Source organism: Paenarthrobacter sp. 10N417 (assembly GCF_056394745.1).
In genome coordinates this window covers 556,191-581,420 of sequence record NZ_JBFTIL010000001.1, presented here as the reverse complement: position 1 = coordinate 581,420, position 25,230 = coordinate 556,191, and the positions used below count along the sequence as shown (strand labels likewise).

Here is a 25,230-nt window from a genome sequence, read left to right as displayed (position 1 = left end):
GCGCAGGTACTGGGTGATCGTGATCAAATCACACCCGGCCGCGTGAAGATCGCGGAGGGCTTCGGAGATTTCCTCGCGGGTTTCGCCCATGCCCAGGATCAGGTTGGACTTGGTCACCATGCCCAGGTCCCGGCCCTGGGTGATGACATCCAGGGAGCGTTCGTACCGGAACGCCGGGCGGATCCTCTTGAAGATCCTGGGCACGGTCTCGACGTTGTGCGCGAACACCTCGGGCTTGGAATCGCAGATCGCCGCGATGTGTTCGGGTTTGCCGGAGAAATCCGGGATCAGCAACTCCACCCCGGTGCCGGGGTTCAGTTCGTGGATTTTGCGGACGGTTTCGGCGTACAGCCAGACACCTTCATCGGCGAGGTCATCACGGGCCACTCCGGTGACCGTGGCGTAGCGCAGCTGCATGGCCTGCACGGAGCGGGCCACCTTGGTGGGTTCGAACATGTCCACCGGGGAGGGTTTGCCGGTATCGATCTGGCAGAAATCACAGCGCCGGGTGCATTCGGACCCGCCGATCAGGAACGTCGCTTCCTTGTCTTCCCAGCACTCGAAAATGTTCGGGCAGCCGGCCTCTTCACAAACCGTGTGCAGGCCTTCCTTCTTCACCAGGTTCTTCAACCCGACGAACTCCGGGCCCATCTGGACCTTGGCCTTGATCCACTCGGGCTTGCGTTCAACCGGGACAGCCGAGTTACGCTGCTCAACGCGCAGCAACTTACGGCCTTCAGGTGCCAGGGTCACTGGAGTGCTCCTTCTGGGGTGGAAACGAGTGCTTCTTCATGCTTGCGGAACTCTTCCACGAAGCGGTCAACGATGTCGGCCGGGTTGATGGTCCGGCCAGTCTCCAGCGACATGGTGGTGACGCTGGCGTCGGTGATTCCGCACGCGATGATCTGCGCATAGGGCGCGAGGTCGTTGCTGCAGTTGATGGCAACACCATGCATGGTGACACCCTCAAGGACGCGGATGCCTATCGCGGCAATCTTGCGGTCCGGTCCCTTGTCATCGGCGAGGATCCATACGCCTGCCCGGCCCTTCACCGTGACTGCCGGGATTCCATAGTCCGTCATGACGGCGATCATGATGGCTTCGAGGCGCTCCACATAGTCCCGGATTCCCGCACGGTTCTTGAGCTTGAGGATCGGATAGGCAATGAGTTGTCCCGGGCCGTGCCACGTTAACTTGCCACCACGATCCACGGGAACAACGGGGGTGCCGTCAAAGGGGCGTTCGTGGTCTTCGGTGAGCTTGCCTGCCGTGTAGACGGCGGAGTGCTCAAGGAGCAGGACGGTGCTGTTTTTCTCGCCGGCAACAACTTTGTTGTGGATCTCGCGCTGTAGGTCCCAGCCCTGCACGTAGTCAACGAAATCCGGGGCAAGACCCAGTTGTGAAAACTCAAGAGTCATGGGTTCAAGCTTAGACCCAGCAGGTCACTCACCATGATTTTGTGGTGAACCTCTCAGTCGCATCCGTCAGCGTGGCTTTCGTACCCCGCAAGCTGGTGCTGCCTGTGGATAACTTCTGCGGGAAATCCGATCATCCGGTAGACCTTGGATATGGAAACTACTGACGATCCTGCCCCCTCGGTCCCGCACATTCCGGGATACACGCCATTACGCCTACTGGGTAGCGGTGGCTCGTCGACAGTCTGGCTTGCCAGCAGGGACAAGGACGGTGCCCGCTTCGCCATCAAGTGCATCATGGGAGGGCCCGGCAAGGATTCCCGTGGGTCGGCCGGACCAGACTCCCAACATGGCTTGCGTGAGGGGCGGATCCTGTCCGGGCTCGAGCACGAGCACCTTATCCGACTCCACGATGTGATGGACCTGCCGGGAGTGGGGACGGGCAGTGTTGGGCTCGTCATGGACTTTGCCGCAGGAGGTTCCCTTGCGAATCTGGTGGGTGGCCGACGCAAGCTTGGAATCGGTGAAGCGGTGACGATTCTGACCCCTGTTGCCCAGGTCTTGGCTTACCTGCATGCCCAGGGAACGGCCCATGGGGATATTTCCCCGGGCAACGTCCTGTTTACGGCACAGGGGAAGCCCCTGGTGACAGACCTTGGCGTGGCGGGTGTTGTGGGTGAGGAGAATCAAAGCCTCGACGTCGGCACGGACGGCTTCGTTGATCCTTCTATTGCCGCGCGGGGTGACGGAGCCGGAGAAGCTTTGCAGCCGGAACGGGATGTCTATTCGCTGGCCGCGCTTGGCTGGTATTGCTTGACAGGCATGGCGCCGGAAATCGCCAAGCACCGCCCACCGCTGCCTCTCTTGGTTCCCGATGTCCCCAAAGGGCTCGCCGCTGCCCTTGAGGCGGGACTGGATCCCGATCCGCGGGCGCGTCCCACGGCCCGGGAGTTGGGAACAGCGATTTATCGCAGCGCGGCCGCGGAGCCCGTGGATCTGGCTGGGTCCGTCCATTCTTCCGTGATTCCGGAGTTGCTGACGCGCCGGCAGGCTGGGGGACGACCCCAGCGCAGGAGTCCACTGAGCAGGAGTCCAGTGCGCAGGAGTCGACTGAGCAGGAGTCGACTGAGCAGGAGTCCGCTGAGCAGGAGTCCACTGGCCGGGGCTGTGTTGCGGCTTCCGCCCTTGCGGACAGCAAGGACTCCGCGTCCCGAACGCCGAACCCGAACAAGACAACCTCAGCGGAGAACTAAACCGCAGGGTGGGCCACGTTCCAGCATCCGAGTGGGGTTCCTGGTGGCTGCGGGAGTGTCGGTCGGGGCGGTTGGGTTTGCTATCTGGCTGGGAATCCAGGAACCCGCGTCTGGTTTGACGTCCGTAGTAGATCCAGGGACGACGACCGTAGTCACGGAAGCTGCCCAAGCCACTCAAGCCGCCCAGCCCATTCCGGACGCACTCTTGGACGCGCTGCACTCTGAGGATCCGGCAATCGCCATGCCCGCGTTATCGGCGGTGCGCGACATGGCGCTGGGACTGGATCGTCTTGAATTGCTGGCAACCGTCAACGCTGCAGGCTCAGCTGCCCATGCGGCAGATGAGACGTTGAAGCAGCAATTAAGAGCTGACGGTATCCGCTTTGCCGGGCTCACCACCACCTTGGACAGCGTTTCGGTGTTGGGCCCACACGAGGTTGATCGCGCAGTCGTTGCCCTGACCGCAACGACCTCAAGTTACGAGGAGCGCGACGCATCGGATCGCTTGGTGAAGTCCCAGCCCGCCGGGGAGCGCCAGCAGCTGCGCCTCATCCTTGTCAGATTGGCAGGGCAGTGGAGCATCTCGGAGATTCTCGGTCCCGGTTAGCCGTACTGCCATGGGACGTTCTTTGGCGTGAGTGGGTCTGGGATGCGGTTCGATTCAGCGGGAATGCTTGCTCGTCAGCCACTCCATGGCTTCATCGAGCCCCGGGTGTTGCCACTGAAAACCGGCGGCGGCAAGCTTGGCTGGTTCCATCCTTTGGTTTGCCAGGACGAGCTCGTCAGCAAGCTTGCCAAGGACAAGCCGGAGGACGGGACGTGGGACGCGTAAGAAGGCAGGACGATGGAACGCTTTCGCGAGCCGCCTCACAATGGCGCTAACGTCCGCGCTTTCCGGGGCGCACACATTGACCGCACCTTCCAGATCGGACTTGAGGAGGAACGCGAGTGCAGCGGCTTCGTCGGCAAGGGTGATCCACGGCCAGTATTGTCGCCCGTTTCCGAAGGGTCCGCCAAGCCCAAGCCTGAGCAGTGGAAGCATTGGGCCCAATGCGCCACCGGAAGTGCTGAGCACCACTCCGGTCCTTGGTGTCACTACCCTCACGCTGGCTGGAGCGGTTCTGGCAGTCTGCTCCCATTCAACGCAGAGCGGTCCCAGCACTCCCGCGCCTGGACCGGAGTCCTCGCGGAGCACGCCGTCCCGGGAGGCGCCGTAGTAGCCGGACGCTGACTGGCTGACGAAAGACAATGCCGGCTGGCCCAGGCGACGCATGGCCGCAGTGAGTGTCCGGGTTGGCTGAAGGCGTGAGTCACGAATGACACTGATTCTGTGCTTGGTCCAAGGCCGGTCGCCGATGCCGGCGCCGGACAAGTTGACCACCGCATCTGCGCCTTCCAGGATTGCCTCGTCCAGGACTCCAGCAACTGGATCCCATGTCCTTTCGTCGTCAGTCTTTGCAGGCCGACGAACCAGCCGGATGACCTCGTCACCAGCACTTTTTAACTGCTCGGACAATGCCGTCCCAATCATTCCTGAGGCTCCGGACATCACGATTCGCATGACCCATCTCACCACGACCCCAGCATGAGGCAGAAACAGGTGCGAAGCGCGGGGCGGGTCCCTCTTGACACCGCGCCTCTTGACTATGATCGAACAATGACCTCCTCCAGCTACCTCCGTTTCCCGCATGTCCATGGCGAATTGGTCACGTTCGTGGCCGAAGATGACATCTGGATCGCCCCCGTCTCCGGTGGCCGGGCCTGGCGTGTTTCCTCCCAGCAAATGCCGGCCAGGAACCCACGCTTCACTCCCGATGGCAAGCGGCTGGTGTGGACTGCTGTTGTTGGTACCTCACCGGAAGTTGTCACCGCGGACGTCGACGGCGGCGGGTACAAGCAGCTGAGCTACTTTGGACACACCACAACCCGGGTCAAGGGTTTCACGCCCGCTGGAAACGTCCTGGTGACCAGCGCGTTCCAGCAGTCCGAGAGCCGCCACACCTATGCCTATAGCCTCCCCCTGGACGGAGGTGCCGCCGTCGAACTTCCTTTCGGACCGGTGGAGGCTGTTGCGTATGGACCCGAAATCGGTGACGAGAAGCCAGTGGTCTTGGCGAGCGTCCTTTCCCGCGAACCGGCTTGGTGGAAGCGCTACCGTGGCGGCACCGCCGGCAAGTTGTGGATCGACGCAGACGGCAATGGTGAGTTCGAGCGCTTGATCCCCGAAATTGAGGGCAACCTGACTGACCCGCTGTGGATCCAGGGGCGCATCGCCTTCGTCTCAGACCACGAAGGCTACGGAAACCTCTACTCCGTCCTTCCTGACGGATCAGGATTGCGTCGCCACACGGACCATGAAGATTTCTATGTTCGGCACGCCAGTTCCGATGGTCAGCGGATTATTTTCGAATCTGCCGGTGAACTCTGGATCCTGCCCTCGTTGGACGCCGACGCTGAAGCCGTGAAGCTGGAGATCACGCTGGGTTCTGCATCACCGGCGCGGCGCCCCGCCCCGCTGAAAGCGTCTGCGCATCTGGGCGACGTTTTTCCGAATACTGCAGGAACGGCCAGCGCGGTCGAGTCACATGGCACCATCCATTGGCTCCGCCATAAGGACGGGCCCTCGCGAGTAGTCGAAGCGACGCCGGGTGTCCGGGCCCGCCTCCCGCGTCCGCTGACGGATGGTCGTATCGCTTATGTGGCTGACCATGGGGGAGTGGAGGCTTTGTACGTCAAGCGCATCGCCGCACGCTTGTCCGGAGTTGTTGAGGTGCCGAAGGCGGCGGAACCTGCCGTTGCTTCCAGTGAAGCCGATGGACTCCCCAAGCCGGTCTCGGCATCCAACGTCCTGGGACAAGGTTCCACCGCAAACCAGCCAGCCAACCAGTCCATGGATACGGTCCAAGCGGCCGCACCCTCCGACGAAGCCGCCCAAGCCGAACCGTCACCAGACACAGTGGGGGGAACGGCGATACCTGTCGCATCCACAGGAGATGATCAAGCGGACGATCTCCGGCTGGACTTCTCCGCACCTACAAGGACGAGCGCGCTGGAGGCCAGCCCGGATGGCCGTTGGCTCGCCATCGGCACGTCTTTTGGCGACGTTTTCGTAGCCGACACCACGTCCGGGACATTGACTCGTTTGGTCAGTATTGGCGAAGGCAGCGTCGATCAGTTGTCGTGGTCGGCTGATTCGCAGTGGCTTGCCTGGTCTGAGCCCGTGACGTCCTTCGGTTCCCGCAGCAAACTTCGGCTGGCACGGCCTTCGGCATCCGACGCCGACATTATCGATGCCACCGACGGCCGCTTCTGCGATGAATCACCCAGATTCACCCCGGATGGGAAATTCCTGGCCTTCCTGTCCAACCGGAGCTTCGACCCCGTCTATGACGGCCATTCTTTCGACCTTTCCTTCCCGAGCCCCATCAAGCCGTACCTGCTGGCCCTGGCCGCTGATACGCCGTCTCCTTTCGGTCCGTCCGTGGACACCCTTGAGGATGCTCCGCCCACAACAGCAAAGCCCGACGACGGCGATGCGCCAGTTGTACGCGTGGATGCCGAAGGCCTTGCACACCGCGTCATTACGGTTCCCGTGCCACAGGGAAACTACTCCGGACTCGCTGCCGGGGACGGGGCGCTGCTGTGGCTTGACACTGAGCTATCCGGTGTTATCGGCGAAGGGAAGGGCACTCTGCAGGATAAGAAGACAGCCCCCTCCCTGGTGCGCTTTGACCTTGCCAAGCGCAAGGAAACCACCCTCGTCGCTGCTGTGGACAGCTACCGGTTGTCTGGTGATCGCAAGACGGTTGTCTATGTCCTTGATAAGCAGATCGTGTCAGTTCCGTCAGACAGCAAGGTGGACGAAGAATCCGGGGAATTGGTCAAAGTGGACCTGAACAGGATCCGCGTGATCCTGGACCCCGTGGCTGCCTGGGGCCAGGCCTTCGATGAAGCATGGCGCTTGCAGAGGGACTTCTTCTGGGCTCCGGACATGGCTGGCCAGGACTGGGACTCCGTCTACAAACGCTACCGTCCGATCGTGGAACGGCTGGGGTCTCATGATGACCTTGTGGACCTGTTGTGGGAGATCCATGGCGAACTGGGGACCTCTCATGCCTATGTGCGGCCGGCCGCTGTGACTGAACCTGGTCGTAATGGTCAAGGCAGGCTTGGCGCGGAGTTGCAGCTCGGCAGCAAAGGCTGGGAGATAGCCAGGATCCTGGCTGGAGAGTCTTCCGATCCCCTCGCAACTTCGCCCTTAACGCGTCCCGGCGCAGATGCCAAGGTGGGCGACGTCCTCCTGGCGATTGACGGCGTCGAGCTTTCCGCGGCGCTGACGCCCGCCATGCAATTGGTGGGTGCAGCGGGGAGAACCGTTGAATTGACACTCTTGAATGGCGAAGGACATGGTGGAGCTGCGGGTGCCCAGCGGCGGGTTGCCGTAGTCCCCATCCGTGACGAGGAGCGGTTACGCTATCAGGACTGGGTCCGCGCCAACCGGCGCACGGTCCGTGAGGCATCCGGTGATAAATTCGGCTACCTGCACATCCCGGACATGATGGCCAATGGTTGGGCCCAGTTGCATCGTGACCTCGATACAGAAACCGCCCTGGACGGGTTGATCGTAGACGTGCGGCGTAACCGTGGCGGCCACACCTCACAGCTCGTGGCCGAGCTCATTGGCCGGAAGGTCACTGGGTGGAGTATGCCGCGTGGCGAGAAGCCACGGACTTATCCCCACCATGCTCCCCGGGGTCCAGTGATTATCCTGGCAGACGAATTTGCCGGATCAGATGGCGACATCATCACCCAAGTGTCCAAACTGAGGGGCATCGGCCCTGTCATTGGGGTACGGACATGGGGCGGCGTGGTGGGCATTGACAACCGCTTTGCCCTGGCTGACGGTACCGGCGTGACCCAGCCCCGCTATGCCACATGGTTTGGCGGTGGGATCGGCTGGGATGTTGAAAACCGTGGTGTGGAGCCGGACATCGAGGTGCTCTTCCCGCCCCACGCCTATGCAGCAGGCAGCGATCCGCAACTCGAGTATGGCATTGGTGCCCTCAAGGAGATGATCCAGGAGCTACCTACTGACCGCCCGCCGTTGCGTGAAGGCTACCGCCAGGTGCGGCCAGCGCCGTTGCCCGCCCGCCCGCAAGAGGGCTAGCAGCAGGTGAGCGCAGAAGAGCCCCGCCGCTCCCCTCAGGGGAGTGGCGGGGCTCTTTTGCGCTTTGAAGGGTATTACTGCGCGAGGGTGGCATCCAAGGTGATTTCGATGCTGGCCAGTGCACCGGAAACGGGGCAGCCCGTCTTTGCGTCTTCGGAAATACGGCGGAAGTCCGCTTCGGACAGGCCCGGAACCTTCGCGGTCATGGTCAGGTGGCTGCCCGTGATGCCTGTGCCGGGAACGAAGGTAACGTCGGCCTTGGTCTGAACTTCTTCAGCTGTGAATCCCTCGCCGGCAAGTGCGTGGCTGAACGCCATGGAGAAGCATGCAGAGTGGGCTGCAGCAATCAATTCTTCGGGGCTGGTCTTGCCACCGGACTGCTCGGTGCGTGCCTTCCAGGTGACATCGAACGTGCCCAGGCCTGAGCTGTCCAGCGTCGTGTTTCCAGCGCCATCGATCAGGTTGCCGTTCCAAACCGTGTGTGCGGTGCGTGTTGCTGCCATGTCCACTCCTTGGGGTCGTTTGTGTGTCGGCAACCAGCCATCGCCGGATGCCACCGGGATCAATCCTATGGATTTGCCGGCTGCGCTGCACTGTCATTCCGCTGTCAGTGGATTGTGACCCCGGACCTGCGTTGACAAAGCAGCCGACCCGCCTGGCGAAGGCGGACCGGCTGCTGCGACGTGCGCTTAGTTCCAGAGCGTGGCAATGGCGATGTTCACCAGGGCCAGTCCACCAACGCCGTGAGCCAAACCGGTGGAAACAGGTTCGCCCTTCTTGACCTTGCGGGAGCCGATCACCGCTAGAACAGCAACGGCCACGCCGATGGCGAATTTGATGCCGAGCTTGAAGTAGTTGGGATGGGCATCCGGCATGAGGGGCAGGAGGCCCATCATGGCAATGCCTGTAAGCAACTGCAGGAATGCGCCGTCCCGCTGGCGGGGGTGGACGGTGGGCGTCTTGATGGTGGCGATCCAGTAGCCCACAATCATGGCTGCGCCGACGATGTGCAAGAACAGCAGGATGTTGAAGAGAATACTCATGGCCCCAGCTTATCCAGTTGGTTCTACGTCCTGTAGCAAAGCCACGCTTAGTAGACGAACAGCGCCGCGGACAAATGGTGTGGGACAACGAAACGGGGCAGGCTACCGGGTTTCCCCGGAGCCTGCCCCGCCTGGTTGAGTAGAGCACCCTCCGTGAGGAGGGTCTGCTAACGCTTGGGCTTAGAGACCAAGATCTGCTTCGAAAGCACCTTCCTCAAGGCGGGCCTTGAGGGTCTGGAGGAAGCGGCCAGCGTCCGCGCCGTCCACCAGGCGGTGGTCGTACGTCAGAGACAGGTACATCATGGAGCGGATGGCAATCGAGTCGTCGCCGTTTTCGTCGGCCACCACCACTGCGCGCTTGACAATTGCGCCGGTGCCCAGGATGCCTACCTGCGGCTGGTTGATGATCGGGGTGTCGAACAGGGCGCCAACTGAACCGATGTTGGTGATGCTGAATGTGCCACCGGACAGCTCATCCGGGCCGATCTTGCCATCGCGGGTGCGTCCTGCGACGTCGGCGATCTTACCGGCGAGGCCTGCAAGGTTGAGGTTGCCGGCGTCGGAGATGACCGGCACCAGCAGGCCCTTATCGGTATCTACCGCAATGGCGAGGTGTTCGGCGTTGTGGTAGGTGATTTCCTGCTTGGACTCGTCGTAGGCAGCGTTCAGCTTGGGGTGCTGCTTCAGTGCCTCCGCCACAGCTTTGGCGATGAACGGCAGGAACGTCAGCTTCACACCGTTCTGGGCCTGGAACGAGTTCTTGGCCTTGAGGCGGAGCTTGGCGATCTTGGTCATGTCGACCTCGTGCACCTGGGTGAGCTGGGTGGAGATTTCCAGCGACTCGCGCATACGGCGGGCGATGACCTGGCGGATACGCGGAGCCTTCTCCGTGGTGCCTCGCAGGGAGGAAGCAACAACGGGTGCCGCAGCCTTGGCGGCAGGAGCGGCAGCAGGAGCCGCGGCCGGCGCTGCTGCGGCGGCTTGCTTGGCTTCGGCAGCGGCAAGGACATCCTGCTTGCGGATGCGGCCACCGACGCCGGTGCCGGACACGGATGCGATGTCCACGCCCTGCTGGTTTGCCAGCTTGCGTACCAGCGGAGTGACGTAACCAGACTCGGAGGACGAGCCGGCTTCTGCCGGCGCGGCAGCCGGAGCCGGCGCAGCCGCAGTTGCCGGTGCCGGTGCGGGTGCGGGGGCGGCAGCAGGTGCCGGTGCGGCTGCGGGTGCGGGTGCGGGGGCGGCTGCGGGTGCAGCAGCGGGAGCCGGTGCGGCCGGAGCTTCAGCGGCAGGAGCGGCGGGCGCCGGAGCCGGAGCGGGGGCTGCCGCGCCGGAGCCGATAACAGCCAGAACCGATCCAACTTCGGCGGTTTCGTCTTCGTTGACGCGAATTTCCTGCAAGGTGCCTGCAACCGGGGAAGGAATCTCGGTATCGACCTTGTCAGTGGAAACCTCAAGAAGCGGCTCATCCACCTCCACGGTGTCGCCAATAGCCTTGAGCCAGCGGGTGACGGTGCCTTCGGTAACGCTCTCGCCCAAGGCGGGCAGGGTTACTTCGTGGCCTTCGCCACCGGAGGCGGCGGGAGCTTCAGCCTGGGTTTCCCCAGCAGCCGGGGCGGCGGGAGCCTCTTCGGCGGGAGCAGCCTGCTCGGCAGCAGCGGGTGCTTCCTGAGCGGCGGGTGCTTCCTCAGCAGGCGGTGCGGCGGAGCCGGAGCCGTCGCCAATGCGTACCAAGGGGGCGCCAACCTCTGCTGTCTCGTCTTCAGCAACGAGGATTTCTTCGATGACGCCTGCGATCGGAGAAGGGATTTCGGTGTCTACTTTGTCGGTGGAAACCTCGAGCAGCGGCTCGTCGATCTCTACCCGGTCACCAACCTGCTTGAGCCAGCGTGTGACGGTTCCTTCGGTGACACTCTCACCGAGGGCGGGCAAGTTAACGGATTCAGACATGTCGTCCCCGTTCTCCTTATTGATCTTTTGTGCGGATGAATTCTGCTGGTCCGGACAAGGTGCATGCGGCAGATTCCGCGGCATGCACCCTGTCCGTTTGTCTTGGGTAAAGACTTAGCCGTGGAGCGGCTTGCCCGCGAGGGCGAGGTGGGCTTCGCCCAGGGTTTCGTTCTGGGTGGGGTGGGCGTGGACCAGCTGGGCCACGTCTTCCGGGTAGGCTTCCCAGTTCACGATGAGCTGCGCTTCACCGATCTGCTCACCCATTCGTGAACCGATCATGTGAATGCCCACAACGGGGCCGTCCTTCTGGCGGACAACCTTGACGATGCCACCGGTACCGAGGATGGAACTCTTGCCGTTGCCAGCCAGGTTGTACTCCTGCGTCTGGACTTGGTCGTCGCCGAACTTTTCCTTGGCGCCCTTTTCCGTGTAGCCGACTGTAGCGATCTCAGGCTCGCAGAACGTGACCTTGGGGATATTGACGTCTTCGACAATGGCGGGGTTCAGGCCGGCGATTTCCTCGGCGACGAAAATACCCTGCTGGTAGCCGCGGTGCGCGAGCTGGACGCCGGGGACGATGTCGCCCACTGCGTAGATGTTGCCAACGCCTGTGTGGAGGCGCTCATTGGTGATGACGAAGCCGCGGTCAAGGGTGATGCCGGCTTCTTCGTAGCCCAGGTTGGCAGTCACAGGGCCGCGGCCGACAGCCACGAGCAGGAGCTCCGCTTCGAACGTCTGGCCGTCCACCAAGGTGACCTTGACGCCGTCGTTGTTCTGCTCCACGCCCTGGAAGAAGACGCCGGTGCTGAACTTGATGCCGCGCTTCTTGAAGGCACGCTCAAGGTTCTTCACGATCGATGCGTCCTCGTTGGGAACCAGGGAGGGCAGCCCTTCGATGATGGTGACGTCCACGCCGAAGGACTTCCACACGGAAGCGAACTCGACGCCGATCACGCCGCCGCCCAGGACGATGACGCTCTTGGGGATGTATTCCATGGTGAGGGCTTCATCCGAGGTGATCACCCTGCCGCCGATTTCCAGGCCTGGAAGGGAGCGCGAGTATGAACCGGTTGCAAGGACAATGTTCTTGCCTGTGTAGGCCGTGCCGTTGACGACGATGGTGTTGTTGCCCTGGAGCTTGCCTTCACCCTCGATGACGGTGATGCCCTTGGACTTGATGAGACCCTGGAGGCCCTTGAACTTGCCAGCGACGATACCGTCCTTGTAAGCGTTCACAGCCGACATGTCGATGCCATCGAACGTGACGTTCACGCCGTACTTGGCGGAGTCCCGTGCGTGGTCGGCGAGCTCAGCCGAGTGCAGGAGTGCCTTGGTGGGGATACAGCCGTTGTGCAGGCAGGTTCCACCGAGCTTTGCCTTCTCTACAAGGCCAACGGTGAACCCAAGTTGTACGGCTCGCAGGGCTGTGGCGTAGCCGCCGCTGCCGCCACCGAGTACCAGGATGTCGAATTCTTGCGCAGTTGCCTGATCGGCCACTAAAACGCTCCCTCGCGTGAATGATGACACGGGACAACGCGTCATCTGGTCTTGGAACTTGTTCTGCCGTGATTATGCCAGCACCTAAGTTCTCTTGCATTTGTGACTATCGAGTTCACCTTAGCGAACCACCTACCCATGCTCCACCCTCCACGGGCGTTTGTGGAGCGCTTGTGTCCAGACTCACGTTCTCTTGTGACACAGCGCTACACACCGCATAATTCCGGGGTTGTGCGGGCGGTACGGACCCATCCGCCCTACCCGCACACCCCGGTTTAACGCAGTGGAGCGGGTTGCTTACGCGGAGGGCGCCAATAGATCCTCGGCGTAGGCCACCAGGGTACGGACTGTGCATCCCGTTCCTTGCTTGGGGGTGTAGCCGTAGGGGCTGCCGTTGTTGAACGATGGCCCGGCAATATCGACGTGTGCCCAGGGAATCTGCTGACCGTCCCCGTTCTTGCCCACGAATTCACGCAGGAAGACGGCTGCTGTCATCATTCCGCCGTTACGCTCGCCGATGTTGGCAAGGTCCGCAACCTGGGAGTCAAGGCTGGGGCGCAGTTCCTCGGGCAGCGGCATCGGCCAGACAAGCTCGCCTGCCCTGTCAGCGGCGGACTTCAATGCGGCCGTGACCGAATCGGAACCCATCACTCCTGCCGTGCGCAATCCGAGCGCAATCAGCTGGGCGCCAGTGAGTGTCGCGACGTCGATGATTGCGTCCGGCTTTTCCAGGCTCGCGGCCACCAAGCCGTCGGCCATGACAAGGCGGCCCTCGGCGTCGGTGTTCAGGACTTCGACTGTCTTTCCGCCATAGACAGTAAGGACGTCCGCCGGACGCTGGGCAGCGCCGGAGGGCATGTTCTCAGCAATGCAAAGCCAAGCGGTCGCCTTGATGGCCAGGCCGAGCGAGGCGATGGCAAGGACTGTATTAAGAACGACGGCGGCGCCCGCCATATCGCTCTTCATGTCACCCATGCCGAGGGCGGGCTTAATGGAGATACCGCCGGTGTCGAAGGTAATGCCCTTGCCAACGAGCGCGATCTTCCGGGTGGCCTTTGCCGGAGCGTATTCGACCTTGACCAGGCGTGGCTGACGGGTTGAACCCTTGCCAACGCCGAGGATGCCGCCAAAACCTTCCTTTTCCAGGCGCTTTTCGTCCCAGACCGTCACCTTGACGGGAAGACCCTTTGCGAGTTCCTTGGCAGATTCGGCGAATGACTCGGGGTACAAGTGGCTGGGCGGCTGGTTCACGAGCGTACGCGTTGCGTTGACGGCCCTGCCCAGCACTGTTGCCCGGTCAAGGGCAGGTTGGGCAGCTTTGGCATCAACGCCGGTGAAGATCAGAACCTTGGCCACCGGGTCCTTGAGCCCGTCCTGGCTGGAACGGTGTTCGGTGTAGGAATAGGCGCCCATGGCGGCACCTTCGGCGATTGCGGCGACGTCGGTGTCGGACGCCGTCGGGAACGCCAACGTCACGGAGGGGACGCCGGCAAGTTGCCTGACCGCGGATCCGGCCGCCCGGCGCAGTGCCTCTTCAGGGATGGTGCCGTCCTCGGACAACTTGCCCACGCCTGCCAGGACCAGGATCCCTGAGCCCGTTTCCGGCAAACCCGGAAGGCGGTGCGCCTGGTCGGGAGCACCCGAGACGCCAAGGAGCTTCAGCGATCCCTCAAGGGATTCGGCGGCCTTGGCACTCAACGGGTTCTCCAGCAGCACTGGTCCGTCCGAGCCCTGGGCAACTCCGATCACAAGTGCGTCGCTGGGTGACTTTTTCAGGTCCTTGGCGATGACGCCGAGGATGATGTCAGTAGTCTTGACCACGAGGATGTTTCCTCACTTCTCTCTGCATTGCTTGGCGGGGCCGCATGTTTGGCGGGCCAGCCCCCGGTACGCGCCCGACGTCCTGTTGCGACGGCGGCCTTGGTCTTCAGGTCCAGCGTCGCAAAAGGACGTCGGCCCGTTTCGATCGTAGTCTCTCGCAGGCTGCTGACAGCAATTAAATGAGAGCTGCGGCACACCAAGGGCAGGAATGCCCACTGGAGGTGCAGCGTTGTACAAAGAGACACAGAGTCCCCACACCACATTCATGGAGTCAGCGACGCCATGACCAGTGGCGCATGGGGGCACCGAAGTTTGCCACTGCGAAAGGAACATGCCGTGTTTGAACGGATATCCGGCTCCCTCCTGGACCCCGAGGCGCTCTATGCGAGCAACATCGAGATTTTCCACAGCCCGGAACTGCGGGGGCTGAATATGGTCATGGGTTTCACGGGCTTTGCCGATGCCGGTCATGTGGTCAGGCAGATCAACGCGGAACTCCTGGACCAACTCGACGCTGAGCTCGTGGCCATGTTCGACGCCGACCAACTCATCGACTACCGCTCGCGGCGTCCCCACATCAGCTTCGTTGAAGACCATTTGCAGGACTATCAGGCACCCAGACTGGCGCTCTACAAGCTCACAGACGGCCTGGGCCAGCCGTTCCTGCTGCTCGCCGGCTTCGAACCTGACTTGCAGTGGGAGCGATTCGCCCGTGCCGTCGTAGGAATAGTGGAGAAACTCGACGTCAACCTGGTGACTTGGATCCACTCCATCCCCATGCCCGTCCCGCATACGCGGCCGGTGGGAGTTACCGTTCACGGCAACCGGCCCGAACTTATCGAAGGTATCTCGAGTTGGAAGCCAACGGTCGAAGTTCCCGCCGCCATTGGCCACATCCTTGAACTCCGGCTCACCGAGGCCGAACGCCATGTGGCCGGCTACGTCATTCACGTGCCCCACTATCTGGCTGAGGCCGAATATCCTCCGGCAGCGGTGGCAGGGTTGGAGTACCTCGGAGCGGCAACGTCCCTGATGCTTCCTACTGACCGGCTCCGGGAGGCCGGCCGGGAAGTAGGCCGCCAGATTGCGGAACAGATTGAAGCCTCGGAGGAAGTGCAAGCCGTCGTCGCCAACCTGGAGGCACGATATGACGAGAAATCCGAGGGCATCGTCCGGCGTTCGTTGCTCGCCGATGAGAACGACGAACTGCCCAACGCCGAGGACATTGGAGCGGCTGTGGAGGCGTACCTGGCGCGGAAAGACTCGCCTCAATAAATCAGCTTTGAACTGTGGCGGGCATAATTGAGGAGTGACTGCTCCCCGCGCCTGGCTCATCTGGACGATTGGCGTCTTTGCTTATCTGGTGGCCGTAGCACAGCGAACCTCGTTTGGTGTCGCGGGTTTGGAAGCCACAGAACGCTTCCATGCCAGTGCTTCGGCGATCTCCTTTTTTACTGTATTGCAGTTGCTTGTCTACGCCGGCTTACAAATTCCGGTGGGCGTCCTGGTGGACAGATTCGGATCGCGGGTCATGATTGCCGGTGGTGCCATCCTGATGGGACTGGGGCAGTTGCAGCTCGCCTTCGCGGATAGCATCCCTGGAGGGGTTATGGGGCGCGTCCTGGTGGGAGCCGGTGACGCCATGACATTCATCTCCGTCATCCGGCTCGTTCCCTTGTGGTTCAGCCCGGTCAGGGTGCCCGTGGTTACGCAGCTGACCGGGATGTGCGGGCAGTTGGGCCAGCTCTTCAGCGTGGTGCCTTTTGCCTTGCTTCTTCACTCTGCCGGATGGACGCCCGCGTTCATGTCACTCGCGGCGATGTCTGTGCTGGCTGTCGTCCTGGTCCTCGTGCTGTTGCGGGACCAGCCTCCCGGGCATCCGCCCCGGGAAACCGGGCAGGGCCTTCGCGCTACCGGAGTTTCCCTGTCACGCGCTTGGAAGCAGCCAGGCACCCGGCTAGGTTTGTGGAGCCATTTCACCGTCCAGTTCAGCGGCAACCTCTTTGCGATGACATGGGGTTATCCGTTCCTCCTCTCTGCGCAGGGACTTGATGCCGGGACGGTCTCAGCTTTGATGGCCTTGTTCGTGGCAACCGCCATCGTCTCGGGGCCTGGATTTGGGCGGTTCGTCTCCAAACACCCAATGCGCCGCTCGGCCATGGTCCTGCTCATCACTGCGTCCACTGCGCTGGCTTGGGCGGCGGTGCTCATCCTTCCTGACCGGGCACCACTCTGGCTCCTCGTGCTGCTGGTGGTGGTGTTGGCAGTTGGCGGGCCGGGCTCCATGATTGGCTTCGACTTCGCGCGGACATTCAATCCTTCCCAGCGTATTGGTACCGCCACAGGGATCGTCAACGTGGGCGGATTCATCGCTGCCTTGGTAGCGATCTACCTCATTGGCCTGGTCCTGGACGTCCTGAACGCGAGCGGATTCTCAGGCGGGGACCTGTACGGCCTTGATCCGTTCCGTGTAGCCCTCAGCGTCCAGTTCGTCCTGCTGGGCATCGGGACGGTCCTTATTATGCTGACCCGGCGGAAGGTGCGGTTGCAGATGGCCGAGCAGGGTGTCCACGTACCTCCTCTGGCTGCTACCTTGGTCCGGCAGCACCGCGAGAGGATCGAGCGCCGGCGAGCGGCACGTGCACAAAGGTAGCCACCTTTATCCACATACGCGCGATGGTCCCTGTTTTCAACCATTGGCGTTGCCCAAGCTTGAAACATGACCACCAAAGAGACGCTGAGCATTCATCAACCAGAAGACATCCTGGGTTACATCCCGCATTTGTTGGGTTACTGGCCCGAGGACAGCCTTGTGGCCATCACGATGCAGGGGAGATTGCTCGGAGCCGCTCTCCGCGTTGACCTGCCTGCCCGGGCTTCGGGCCGCGCGCTTGCTGATTTTGCGGAGCATGTGCGTCACTACTTGACGGCGGACACCCTTGCCGACGGCGTGGTCCTTGCCCTCTACACCGACGACGGTTGGGACGATGGCATGGTCCTCACCAGAACACTTCCACTGCTGGCTGAACTTCAAGAAACACTTGACCACGCTGATTTGCCTGTCCGGGACGCCTGGTTGGTTGGTCCTGAGTATTGGCGTGGCGCCTTCTGCGCAGACCAGGAGTGCTGCCCGGTGCCGGGGCTGCCGATAGAACGAATCCGGAACAGCAGGCTCAGCGCAGAAATGGTCTATCGAGGCAGTACCATCGGAGCTTCCCCAAGGAGCAAGGAACTTCCGCCCGTTCCGGGACGTCCTGGTGCCCTCGATCCCGCAGTGGCCGAGGCCGAATCAGATTTTGCAAAGCGGATGCGAACGTCATGGCGCAGTGGGAGGTGCTTTGATGGCGTACTTGAGGTGTGGCGGCAAGTGCTGGACGACGCCCGGATCCGTCCCGGCAGTGAAACCGTGGATTTGCTAACCCCGCGAGTCGCGGGTTTTCTCAGGTCGACCCTTGGTGTCCCCGGATGGCGGGACGCTGTCATGATCATGGCAGCTGCTGGAACCGGTTCCGCGAAGGCAGGGGCAGCAGCGTTCGGATTGCGCAGTGGCGACGACGACTCCGAGCCACTTCCGTTCGACGCCGGCGAGCTGGCATTGCCCCCGGCTGATACCGACAAAGGGGTTGGGAAGGCCTTCGAAGCAAACGGGATGCTCAGCATCTTTGCCTATGCTGACGTCCTTCTGGGTGTTGAACCGGCCATTCCTGACTGGGGGCAGCTTGATGCCCTGCAGCGTGTCCTGTCGTACTTGTGCGTCCAAGGAGAAGTGGGGGAAGTTGCTGCTGCTGCCTTGACCTTGCAAGGCTGGATTGCCTGGTGCAAGGGGAGTGGGTCCTCTGCACACGCCTGCCTTATGCGCGCCAAAGCAGCCAACCCTGGCTACAGGCTCGCCGAATTGCTGGACGAGATACTCGGGCAAGGAAGCATCTGCGGCTGGGCCAGCCGTCCAGAGTCCGCATGGGGAACCTACAAAGGATCCCTCCTGTAGCCATCAGTAGCCATTACGCTTCATCAAGCGTGGGATTCATAAAACCGTGAGACAATGGATGCCGAGACCCGGTTGGGTCCGCGTTTGAATGCCCGCAATGAGCCCGGAATCCGGGAACATTACGGTGTCGTTGGCAGTTGTACATAGTGACTCTGCAGACGGCGATCGCATTTGAAATTGATCGCGGACTTGACAGGGTCATAGTGGTGTTGCCCGCATGGTGATTCCACAGACCGCCGCTAGAAAGGTTTTCTGTGACCCCGTCTTCCGTCGAGAAGGAACCCGCCGCCCAGGCCGAACTGTCCGCTGAGGAAAACAATGCGGCCACTTCGGCAAAGCGCGCGGCGACACGTGTTGCCACCAAGGCCTCAGAGGGCACCTCTGACAAGCCGGCACCAAAGAAGCGTGGACCCAAGCCCGGCGCCAAGGCCGCGGCCGAAGCCGCGAACAAGTCTTCGGACTCCGAGACCGACACCGAAGAAGTGGCTGTCGAGGACGAAGATTTCGATCCTGCAGCAGCTGAGGAAGTTGAAGTCGGAGACGACGATGTCGAGGACGGCGCCGTAACCGGTAAAGACAAGGCAGCGCCCTCCGGATCCGGATTCGTCTACTCGGACGCCGATGACGACGACGCCCCTGTCCAGCAGGTCATGTCGGCCGGTGCCACGGCTGACCCCGTGAAGGACTACCTGAAGCAAATCGGTAAGGTCGCCCTGCTGAACGCTGAGCAGGAAGTCGATCTGGCGCTTCGCATCGAAGCCGGCCTGTTTGCTGAAGAAAAGATCAACGCCGACGACGGTTCCATGGACCCGAAGCTCAAGCGTGAACTTGAATTCGTTATCCACGACGGCAAGCGGGCCAAGAACCACTTGCTCGAAGCCAACCTTCGCCTCGTTGTTTCCTTGGCCAAGCGCTACACCGGCCGTGGCATGCTCTTCCTGGACCTCATCCAGGAAGGCAACCTGGGTCTCATCCGCGCTGTGGAGAAGTTCGACTACACCAAGGGCTTCAAATTCTCCACATATGCAACGTGGTGGATCCGTCAGGCCATTACCCGCGCCATGGCTGACCAGGCCCGCACCATCCGCATCCCCGTGCACATGGTGGAAGTCATCAACAAGCTCGCCCGCGTCCAGCGGCAGATGCTTCAGGACCTGGGCCGTGAACCCACGCCTGAAGAATTGGCGCTGGAACTGGACATGACGCCTGAGAAGGTCGTCGAAGTCCAGAAGTACGGCCGTGAACCGATTTCGCTGCACACGCCGCTGGGTGAGGATGGCGACTCCGAGTTCGGTGACCTCATCGAGGATTCTGAAGCTGTTGTTCCGGCTGACGCCGTGAGCTTTACGCTCCTCCAGGAGCAACTGCACTCGGTTCTGGACACGCTCTCCGAGCGTGAGGCCGGAGTCGTAGCAATGCGCTTTGGTTTGACCGATGGCCAGCCTAAGACTTTAGACGAAATCGGCAAGGTCTACGGCGTTACGCGTGAGCGCATCCGCCAGATCGAATCCAAGACCATGTCCAAGCTGCGGCACCCGTCCCGCTCGCAGGTCCTGCGGGACTACCTGGACTAAAGAAGGACGACTTCTGCTAAAGAGGTCCGCAGTCAAACAGTAACGGCCCGATCGGAGTATCCGATCGGGTCGTTACTGTGTGGGCGTCCTGTATTCAACGGAACAGGGCCCCTCCCGGATGGGAGGAGCCCTGTTCTTGCTCGAAGTGATGTGGCAGGAGAGTGTCCAGCCTTACCGCCAGTCCTGTCTAGTCGACAGGAACGGGTGCCTTCTCGTTGAGGCGCTCGGTCTCGTCGTGCCAGTCGGAGGTCAGGGGCCGAAGCGTGGCCTCAACTGCGCGTGCGTGGTGGCCGCAAAACAGCAGCTCACCGCCGGAGGACTCGAGTACAACGCGGACATATGCTTGAGCCCCGCAACGATCGCATCGGTCAGCTGCGTTCAGTGTGCGGTCTGCAACTGCTGTTGTCATGTCGGCCTCCTTAGTAGTTCTGTACATCCATATAACCAGTATTCGGAGCAGAACCATGGCAAGGATGGATCACTTTCGCTGTCCGCGTATCACATGTGCGTAACGTAACGAAGTAGAATGCCGGTTTCCGGGAGTGGCAACCGGTGCCGATGGGGGACCGAGACTAGCCTAAGATGGGCAGTGTTTGCCTTGAGATATACCCCGAAGGAGCACACCGCGAGTGGCACCGAGTTCTGAATACAACGCCCGGCATCTATCTGTCCTGGAGGGCCTGGAAGCCGTTCGCAAGCGCCCGGGCATGTACATCGGTTCCACCGACTCCCGTGGCCTTATGCACTGCCTGTGGGAGATCATCGACAACGCTGTTGATGAGGCCCTGGCCGGCTTCGGGCATGACATCAAGGTCATCCTCCACGCGGATAATTCGGTCGAAATCCATGACGACGGTAGAGGCATCCCGGTAGACGTCGAACCGAAGACGGGACTTTCCGGCGTCGAAGTTGTCTTTACGAAACTGCATGCAGGCGGCAAGTTCGGCGGCGGTTCATACACGGCTTCCGGTGGCCTCCATGGCGTAGGTGCCTCCGTGGTCAACGCTTTGTCGAGCCGCCTGGATGTCCAGGTCGATCGTGGCAGCAAGACGTACCAGATGTCCTTCCGCCGCGGTGAGCCCGGACGTTTCATTGATGCCGGCGCCAAACCCAGCCCCAACGCGACCTTCGAGCCTTTCGTTGAAGATTCTGTGTTGGACGTGGTTGGCAAGGCTAAACGCGGAGTCACCGGTACAAGGGTGCGTTACTGGGCCGACCGCCAGATCTTCACTCCCGACGCCAAGTTCTCGTACGACGACCTCGCCTCGCGTGCACGCCAGACGTCGTTCCTCGTCCCCGGATTGAAGATTACTGTCCGCGACGAGCGCAAGCTTGCGGGCACTCCTGGTGAAAACGGTGTGCACGAGGAAGTCTTCCACCACGACGGCGGCATTTCGGAATTTGTGGAGTTCCTCGCGGCCGACTCCGGAGTGACTGACGTGTGGCGTCTCCACGGTTCGGGGAAGTTCAAGGAAACGGTCCCGGTCCTTGATGAAAACGGGCACAGCAAGATCGCTGAAGTCGAACGCGACTGCGAAGTCGACATTGCCCTGCGCTGGGGGATCGGTTACGAGACGACGATGCGTAGCTTCGTCAATATCATTGCGACCCCCAAGGGCGGTACGCACCAGGCGGGCTTCGAGGCAGCGTTGCTGAAGACGTTCCGAAAAGCCGTGGAAACGAACGCCAGGAAGCTGAAGGCGGGCAACGACAAGATCGAGAAGGACGACGTCCTGGCCGGCCTCACCGCTGTGCTGACCGTCCGCTTGGCCGAGCCACAGTTCGAAGGCCAGACCAAGGAAATCCTCGGCACGTCCGCTGTTCGCGCCATCGTTGCCAAGGTGGTCGAGCAGGAAATTTCGAGCAGGTTGTCCTCTGCCAACCGCAATGACAAAGCACAGTCGGCACTGTTGCTGGAGAAGATCGTTGCGGAGATGAAGTCGCGAATTTCGGCCAGGGTGCACAAGGAGACCCAGCGCCGAAAGAACGCACTGGAAACCTCTTCGATGCCCACCAAGCTTGCCGACTGCCGCACTGATGACGTGGCACGATCCGAGCTCTTCATCGTTGAGGGTGATTCTGCGCTCGGAACTGCCAAGCTTGCCCGGTCTTCGGATTTCCAGGCCCTGCTTCCTATTCGAGGCAAGATCCTTAACGTCCAGAAGGCTTCGGTAGGGGACATGCTCTCCAACGCTGAATGTGCTGCACTCATCCAGGTTGTCGGCGCCGGCTCAGGCCGGAGTTTCGACCTCGATGCAGCACGTTATGGCAAGGTCATCCTGATGACAGACGCCGACGTCGACGGCGCGCACATCCGCACGCTGCTGTTGACGCTCTTCTTCCGCTACATGCGGCCCATGGTCGAGGCGGGCCGGGTGTTCGCCGCAGTTCCGCCCCTGCATCGCGTGGAGGTCATCAATCCGGGCCAGAAGGCCAACGAGATGATCTATACGTACTCTGAGGCGGAATTGCATGTTCTCCTGGCCAACCTGGCCAAGGAGGGCAAGCGTTACAAGGAGCCCATCCAGCGTTACAAGGGCTTGGGCGAAATGGACGCACAGCAGCTCGCCGAGACCACCATGGACCCCCGTCACCGGACCCTTCGGAAGGTCGGGATTGACAGCGCCCAGCGTGCTGAAGAGGTTTTCGATCTCCTCATGGGTTCTGACGTCGCGCCCCGTAAGGAATTCATCATTGCCGGGGCGGCGACGCTGGACCGGGAACGCATCGACGCCTAGGTTCAGACCCGCAGTTTCCGGCCTGTTTTTGTGACGGAGCCGGAAGCCGCGGAAGCTGGTGCTGCAAAGGCCGCTGCCCCTACGGCCAGAGCAAGGGCGCCCAAGCCCCAAGGGAGACCCGCTGCTAAGGCAATCCCGCCCACCAACATGGGCCCGCCAGCATCGCCAAGCTCCCGGCCAAGTTCGGCCGAACCCATTGTGCGGCCCAGGCGTTCGGCGGGAGTCGCATCTGCCAAGTGCGCGAAGGCCAATGGGGCAGCGGTACCGATTCCCAGTCCGATCAAAACGGCGGCACAGTAGATCGGCACGGCGCGATATATCGAATTGGCACCGTCCATAGCCAGTGCTCCGGGAAGAAGGCCCGCGATGAGTACGCCGACGGTTATGGCCAGCAAACCACCCACCATGCCCGGCCGGTCTGCGAGGACTCCCCGATCCCGCAATCGTCCGATCCTCGGCTGGATCAGCGATGACGCCAAGGCCAGTACCGTTACGACGGCGACACTGCCGGCGGTGCCGAGGCCTTCCCTTGCCGCCAGCGCCGGGAGAAAGCCTACTGCTGCGCCTAGGGCGCCAGTCGAGGCCGCCAGCACCACGGTAGGCCCAAGGAATGATCGCTCGGTACTTTGCTTCCAGACATCAACGATGGTGTATCTGGGTCGGGGCAGCGGAGCCAGGCGGGGCACGGAGATGGCCGCCCAGACGGCCACTGCGAAGCCCAATAGGGAGAGGACGAGGAAGAGCAGGCTGAAACCGCCTGCGATGATCGCGACAGCGCCCAACAGGGGACCGAGCGCGTAGCCGAGGCCCTTCCACGAGCCGTAACGGCCAAAGTAGCGACCCGTGTGTTTGCCGGCCAACCTCGCCACGCTGGCAGAGGATGCTGGTGAAAATGCCGAAGCAGCCATGCCTTGGCCCAGACGGGCTACGGCCAGCATGAGGGGTTGATCGGCCCACAGCCCGATGAGGGACGCAGCGGAGAAGGCCAGGAGCCCTCCGATGATCACGGGTTTGGGCCCAATGCGGTCGCTGAGGGCCCCGAAGACCGGCTTGAGGAAGACCTCCGCGATGTCGTACAGGGCCAACAGCACACCCAGGCCAAGCAGGCTCAAACCGATGTCCGCGCTTTCGGCGCCAAGTCCGGCGGCTACGGCATGAGCGCCAAAAGCGGTGGTGAAGCCGGCTGCATAGAGGGGCCATCGGTGGCTGGGGGAGATGTCGGCACTCAAGCGCGACTTATCGTCGTTCACGCCCCTCAATGTAACAACACCGCCATGTAACAACACCGCCAGCGCTGACCTTCTACCTAACCAAGCAATCCCGGGACGATAAGGAGCCCCGTGGGCACAGCGAGCAGCAGGGCTGAGGTGGCCAGCACCAGGGCGCGAAGACCTTTGGCGAGTGGCGGCTGTGGCGAGAGGAGGCGGCTCACGCGTGACGCCGTCGTACGCGGTGAATCTGCCCCGCCGGTGGCGCTGATGCTTCCACCCTCGACGACGGCGCCCCCGCCGCTGAGCGCCCGCGGGCTGAGTGCCTGGCCGGCAAGAGCCTTGCCATTCGGTGCAGCGCCGCTCACGGACTGTTCTCCCAGCCCTGACGTGGAGGACCCGCTGGAGACTATGGCAATGGCCTTGATCAGCGTGACCTTGCTTTCGGTCCTGAGTGCGACGTCGTCAGCCAGCATTTCGATCAGGGAGTTCACGGCCGTCTGGGCAAGCCGTGTGGTGGGGAACCAGGGGAGTGCCTGCCGCCAGGCTGCGAACGCCCAGAGCAGGAGGTCGTGACGTTGGGACAAGTGCGCGTTTTCATGGATGAGCACTGCGCGCAATTCCGCCGGTTCGAGGGCGGCCATGAGTCCGTCGGACAAGACTGTCACCGAACGTGCGCCGCCGGGCAAGCAGTAAGCGACAGGGGAGTCGTGGTTGATCACTACGGTGCCCGGGCCGTCGTCCGAGGGTGATGCCAGAAGCGTGAGCAATTCGCGGTGTCGCCTGCGTTGCCGTTCAATTTTGTAGTAGGTCAAGAGCAGGGTGAACACCAGGTGGGCCGTTAGGAGTGCGGCCGCAGACAGGGCGAAGAGGTGCCAGAAGCCCAGCGCTGTGGTTGGCTCGTTGTTGAAAACCATGCCGGCCAGGCTCCTGAGCCCAGCGATGAGGTTCTCACCGATTGGTTCCAGCCCGTAGACCAGCATTGCGCCGATCATGGACAGGCCACCTGCGAGGGCAATTGCCTGCCAAAGCACCATTGCGGTGAAAGGGGAGCGGGCGGGCCATTGTGCGCGCGAAAGCAAAACGGGTACCGGCCACGCCAGTATCAATGCCAGGACCGCCAGGAAGTATGAGGTCCAGAACATACTGGCTAATTGTAGCCGAGCAGTTTGCGCAGGGTAGCGGCTTCACTTTCGGAGACGGAGCCAATGAAGCGGGCAAGAACTGCTTCGCGGTCAGGAGCCGAGCCAAGAACTTCGTGCATGAGTTCCGCGGTGTGGTCGGCGCGGCTCGACACGGCTTGGTATCGGTGTGGCCTGGTCCCGCGCTCGCGTTCCACGAGGCCTTTCTTCTCCAGCCTGGAGAGCACTGTCAGGACCGTAGTCACTGCCAGGTCCTTGCCCTGGTGTCCCGCTGTGCCGTCGCCGGCTTCAGAGTCCTGCGCGAGAAGATCACGCAGGGTGTTGGCTGTTGCAGCCTCCTGGCCTGCCCAGAGTAGGTCCATCACTGCCCGTTCCAGTTCCCCAAGACTCGCCATCAATACTTCCCTACCTTCCGCGTCCCGGTGGCAAAAGCCGCA

General features: G+C 62.0%; 19 protein-coding genes. 7 read left to right on the top strand and 12 right to left on the bottom strand.

The annotated features are described in order from the left end of the window. The coding region (locus tag AC1DCM_RS02495) for a lipoyl synthase (RefSeq protein WP_477517155.1) at positions 1 to 753 on the bottom strand (753 nt) is incomplete at its 3' end. Next, entirely contained in the window at positions 750 to 1,418 is a 669-nt protein-coding gene (gene lipB, locus AC1DCM_RS02490; RefSeq protein ID WP_442006475.1) for a lipoyl(octanoyl) transferase LipB, read from the bottom strand. The genes AC1DCM_RS02495 and lipB, both read right to left, overlap by 4 nt. A 150-nt stretch (positions 1,419 to 1,568) precedes the next feature. Here lipB and AC1DCM_RS02485 point away from each other — a divergent pair, with 150 nt between their 5' ends. Next, on the top strand, positions 1,569 to 3,275 hold the full coding sequence (locus AC1DCM_RS02485) for a serine/threonine protein kinase (RefSeq protein WP_477517154.1): 1,707 nt from the start codon (positions 1,569 to 1,571) through the stop codon (positions 3,273 to 3,275). A gap of 54 nt (positions 3,276 to 3,329) precedes the next feature. Here the strand turns inward: AC1DCM_RS02485 and AC1DCM_RS02480 are convergent, their stop codons facing one another. Next, positions 3,330 to 4,229 (bottom strand): TIGR01777 family oxidoreductase, encoded by a 900-nt coding sequence (locus AC1DCM_RS02480; protein ID WP_477517153.1) that lies wholly within the window; start codon positions 4,227 to 4,229, stop codon positions 3,330 to 3,332. A gap of 96 nt (positions 4,230 to 4,325) precedes the next feature. Here AC1DCM_RS02480 and AC1DCM_RS02475 point away from each other — a divergent pair, with 96 nt between their 5' ends. Next, complete coding sequence (locus tag AC1DCM_RS02475) at positions 4,326 to 7,835, top strand: S41 family peptidase (RefSeq protein WP_477517152.1); 3,510 nt, start codon at positions 4,326 to 4,328, stop codon at positions 7,833 to 7,835. Positions 7,836 to 7,909: 74 nt separating this feature from the next. Here the strand turns inward: AC1DCM_RS02475 and AC1DCM_RS02470 are convergent, their stop codons facing one another. From AC1DCM_RS02470 to AC1DCM_RS02450, 5 genes are all read right to left on the bottom strand, one after another. Further along, positions 7,910 to 8,338, bottom strand: coding sequence for an OsmC family protein (locus tag AC1DCM_RS02470; RefSeq protein ID WP_477517151.1), 429 nt, complete (start codon positions 8,336 to 8,338; stop codon positions 7,910 to 7,912). A 186-nt stretch (positions 8,339 to 8,524) separates the two neighbouring features. Next, complete coding sequence (locus AC1DCM_RS02465; protein WP_442006479.1) at positions 8,525 to 8,878, bottom strand: hypothetical protein; 354 nt, start codon at positions 8,876 to 8,878, stop codon at positions 8,525 to 8,527. A 180-nt stretch (positions 8,879 to 9,058) separates the two neighbouring features. Further along, positions 9,059 to 10,825 carry a 2-oxoglutarate dehydrogenase, E2 component, dihydrolipoamide succinyltransferase gene (gene sucB / locus AC1DCM_RS02460; protein ID WP_477517150.1) on the bottom strand — a complete coding sequence of 589 codons (1,767 nt, stop codon included), beginning with the start codon at positions 10,823 to 10,825 and terminating at the stop codon, positions 9,059 to 9,061. Positions 10,826 to 10,939: 114 nt separating this feature from the next. Continuing rightward, on the bottom strand, positions 10,940 to 12,322 hold the full coding sequence (gene lpdA / locus AC1DCM_RS02455; RefSeq protein ID WP_477517149.1) for a dihydrolipoyl dehydrogenase: 1,383 nt from the start codon (positions 12,320 to 12,322) through the stop codon (positions 10,940 to 10,942). Between the two features lie 297 nt (positions 12,323 to 12,619). Beyond that, positions 12,620 to 14,143, bottom strand: a complete 1,524-nt coding sequence (locus tag AC1DCM_RS02450) for a leucyl aminopeptidase (RefSeq protein WP_442006482.1) — start codon at positions 14,141 to 14,143, stop codon at positions 12,620 to 12,622. A 336-nt stretch (positions 14,144 to 14,479) separates the two neighbouring features. Here AC1DCM_RS02450 and AC1DCM_RS02445 point away from each other — a divergent pair, with 336 nt between their 5' ends. The 4 genes from AC1DCM_RS02445 (at position 14,480) to AC1DCM_RS02430 (ending at position 19,705) form a co-directional block, all read left to right on the top strand. After that, positions 14,480 to 15,418, top strand: coding sequence for a proteasome assembly chaperone family protein (locus tag AC1DCM_RS02445; protein WP_477517148.1), 939 nt, complete (start codon positions 14,480 to 14,482; stop codon positions 15,416 to 15,418). Positions 15,419 to 15,452: 34 nt separating this feature from the next. Then, on the top strand, positions 15,453 to 16,796 hold the full coding sequence (locus AC1DCM_RS02440) for an MFS transporter (RefSeq protein WP_442006484.1): 1,344 nt from the start codon (positions 15,453 to 15,455) through the stop codon (positions 16,794 to 16,796). A 66-nt stretch (positions 16,797 to 16,862) separates the two neighbouring features. Then, positions 16,863 to 18,131 carry a DUF4192 domain-containing protein gene (locus AC1DCM_RS02435; protein WP_477517147.1) on the top strand — a complete coding sequence of 423 codons (1,269 nt, stop codon included), beginning with the start codon at positions 16,863 to 16,865 and terminating at the stop codon, positions 18,129 to 18,131. 254 nt (positions 18,132 to 18,385) lie between these two features. Continuing rightward, positions 18,386 to 19,705: an RNA polymerase sigma factor gene (locus AC1DCM_RS02430; protein WP_442006486.1), complete on the top strand. Its 1,320-nt coding sequence runs from the start codon at positions 18,386 to 18,388 to the stop codon at positions 19,703 to 19,705. 187 nt (positions 19,706 to 19,892) lie between these two features. On the opposite strand, the gene AC1DCM_RS02425 is transcribed toward AC1DCM_RS02430, so the two are convergent. Continuing rightward, positions 19,893 to 20,114 carry a DUF7455 domain-containing protein gene (locus AC1DCM_RS02425; protein ID WP_021473125.1) on the bottom strand — a complete coding sequence of 74 codons (222 nt, stop codon included), beginning with the start codon at positions 20,112 to 20,114 and terminating at the stop codon, positions 19,893 to 19,895. Between the two features lie 220 nt (positions 20,115 to 20,334). Between AC1DCM_RS02425 and AC1DCM_RS02420 the strand changes: the two genes are divergently transcribed. Further along, entirely contained in the window at positions 20,335 to 22,443 is a 2,109-nt protein-coding gene (locus AC1DCM_RS02420; protein ID WP_442006487.1) for a DNA gyrase/topoisomerase IV subunit B, read from the top strand. A 2-nt stretch (positions 22,444 to 22,445) separates the two neighbouring features. Here AC1DCM_RS02420 and AC1DCM_RS02415 read toward each other — a convergent pair whose 3' ends face one another. From AC1DCM_RS02415 to AC1DCM_RS02405, 3 genes are read right to left on the bottom strand one after another with little or no spacing between them, the layout of a single operon-like run. Further along, positions 22,446 to 23,693: an MFS transporter gene (locus tag AC1DCM_RS02415; RefSeq protein ID WP_477517146.1), complete on the bottom strand. Its 1,248-nt coding sequence runs from the start codon at positions 23,691 to 23,693 to the stop codon at positions 22,446 to 22,448. A gap of 56 nt (positions 23,694 to 23,749) precedes the next feature. Then, on the bottom strand, positions 23,750 to 24,796 hold the full coding sequence (locus AC1DCM_RS02410) for a M56 family metallopeptidase (RefSeq protein ID WP_477517145.1): 1,047 nt from the start codon (positions 24,794 to 24,796) through the stop codon (positions 23,750 to 23,752). A 5-nt stretch (positions 24,797 to 24,801) separates the two neighbouring features. Further along, positions 24,802 to 25,188 carry a BlaI/MecI/CopY family transcriptional regulator gene (locus tag AC1DCM_RS02405; protein ID WP_189016115.1) on the bottom strand — a complete coding sequence of 129 codons (387 nt, stop codon included), beginning with the start codon at positions 25,186 to 25,188 and terminating at the stop codon, positions 24,802 to 24,804. Positions 25,189 to 25,230: the final 42 nt, after the last annotated feature.

What these genes read in the sequence shown, in the direction of transcription:
- lipB (WP_442006475.1), bottom strand. Translation starts at nt 1,418, where the DNA reads ATGACTCTTGAGTTTTCACAACTGGGTCTTGCCCCGGATTTCGTTGAC.
- AC1DCM_RS02485 (WP_477517154.1), top strand. Translation starts at nt 1,569, where the DNA reads ATGGAAACTACTGACGATCCTGCCCCCTCGGTCCCGCACATTCCGGGA.
- AC1DCM_RS02480 (WP_477517153.1), bottom strand. Translation starts at nt 4,229, where the DNA reads ATGCGAATCGTGATGTCCGGAGCCTCAGGAATGATTGGGACGGCATTG.
- AC1DCM_RS02475 (WP_477517152.1), top strand. Translation starts at nt 4,326, where the DNA reads ATGACCTCCTCCAGCTACCTCCGTTTCCCGCATGTCCATGGCGAATTG.
- AC1DCM_RS02470 (WP_477517151.1), bottom strand. Translation starts at nt 8,338, where the DNA reads ATGGCAGCAACACGCACCGCACACACGGTTTGGAACGGCAACCTGATC.
- AC1DCM_RS02465 (WP_442006479.1), bottom strand. Translation starts at nt 8,878, where the DNA reads ATGAGTATTCTCTTCAACATCCTGCTGTTCTTGCACATCGTCGGCGCA.
- sucB (WP_477517150.1), bottom strand. Translation starts at nt 10,825, where the DNA reads ATGTCTGAATCCGTTAACTTGCCCGCCCTCGGTGAGAGTGTCACCGAA.
- AC1DCM_RS02435 (WP_477517147.1), top strand. Translation starts at nt 16,863, where the DNA reads ATGACCACCAAAGAGACGCTGAGCATTCATCAACCAGAAGACATCCTG.
- AC1DCM_RS02425 (WP_021473125.1), bottom strand. Translation starts at nt 20,114, where the DNA reads ATGACAACAGCAGTTGCAGACCGCACACTGAACGCAGCTGACCGATGC.
- AC1DCM_RS02410 (WP_477517145.1), bottom strand. Translation starts at nt 24,796, where the DNA reads ATGTTCTGGACCTCATACTTCCTGGCGGTCCTGGCATTGATACTGGCG.
- AC1DCM_RS02405 (WP_189016115.1), bottom strand. Translation starts at nt 25,188, where the DNA reads ATGGCGAGTCTTGGGGAACTGGAACGGGCAGTGATGGACCTACTCTGG.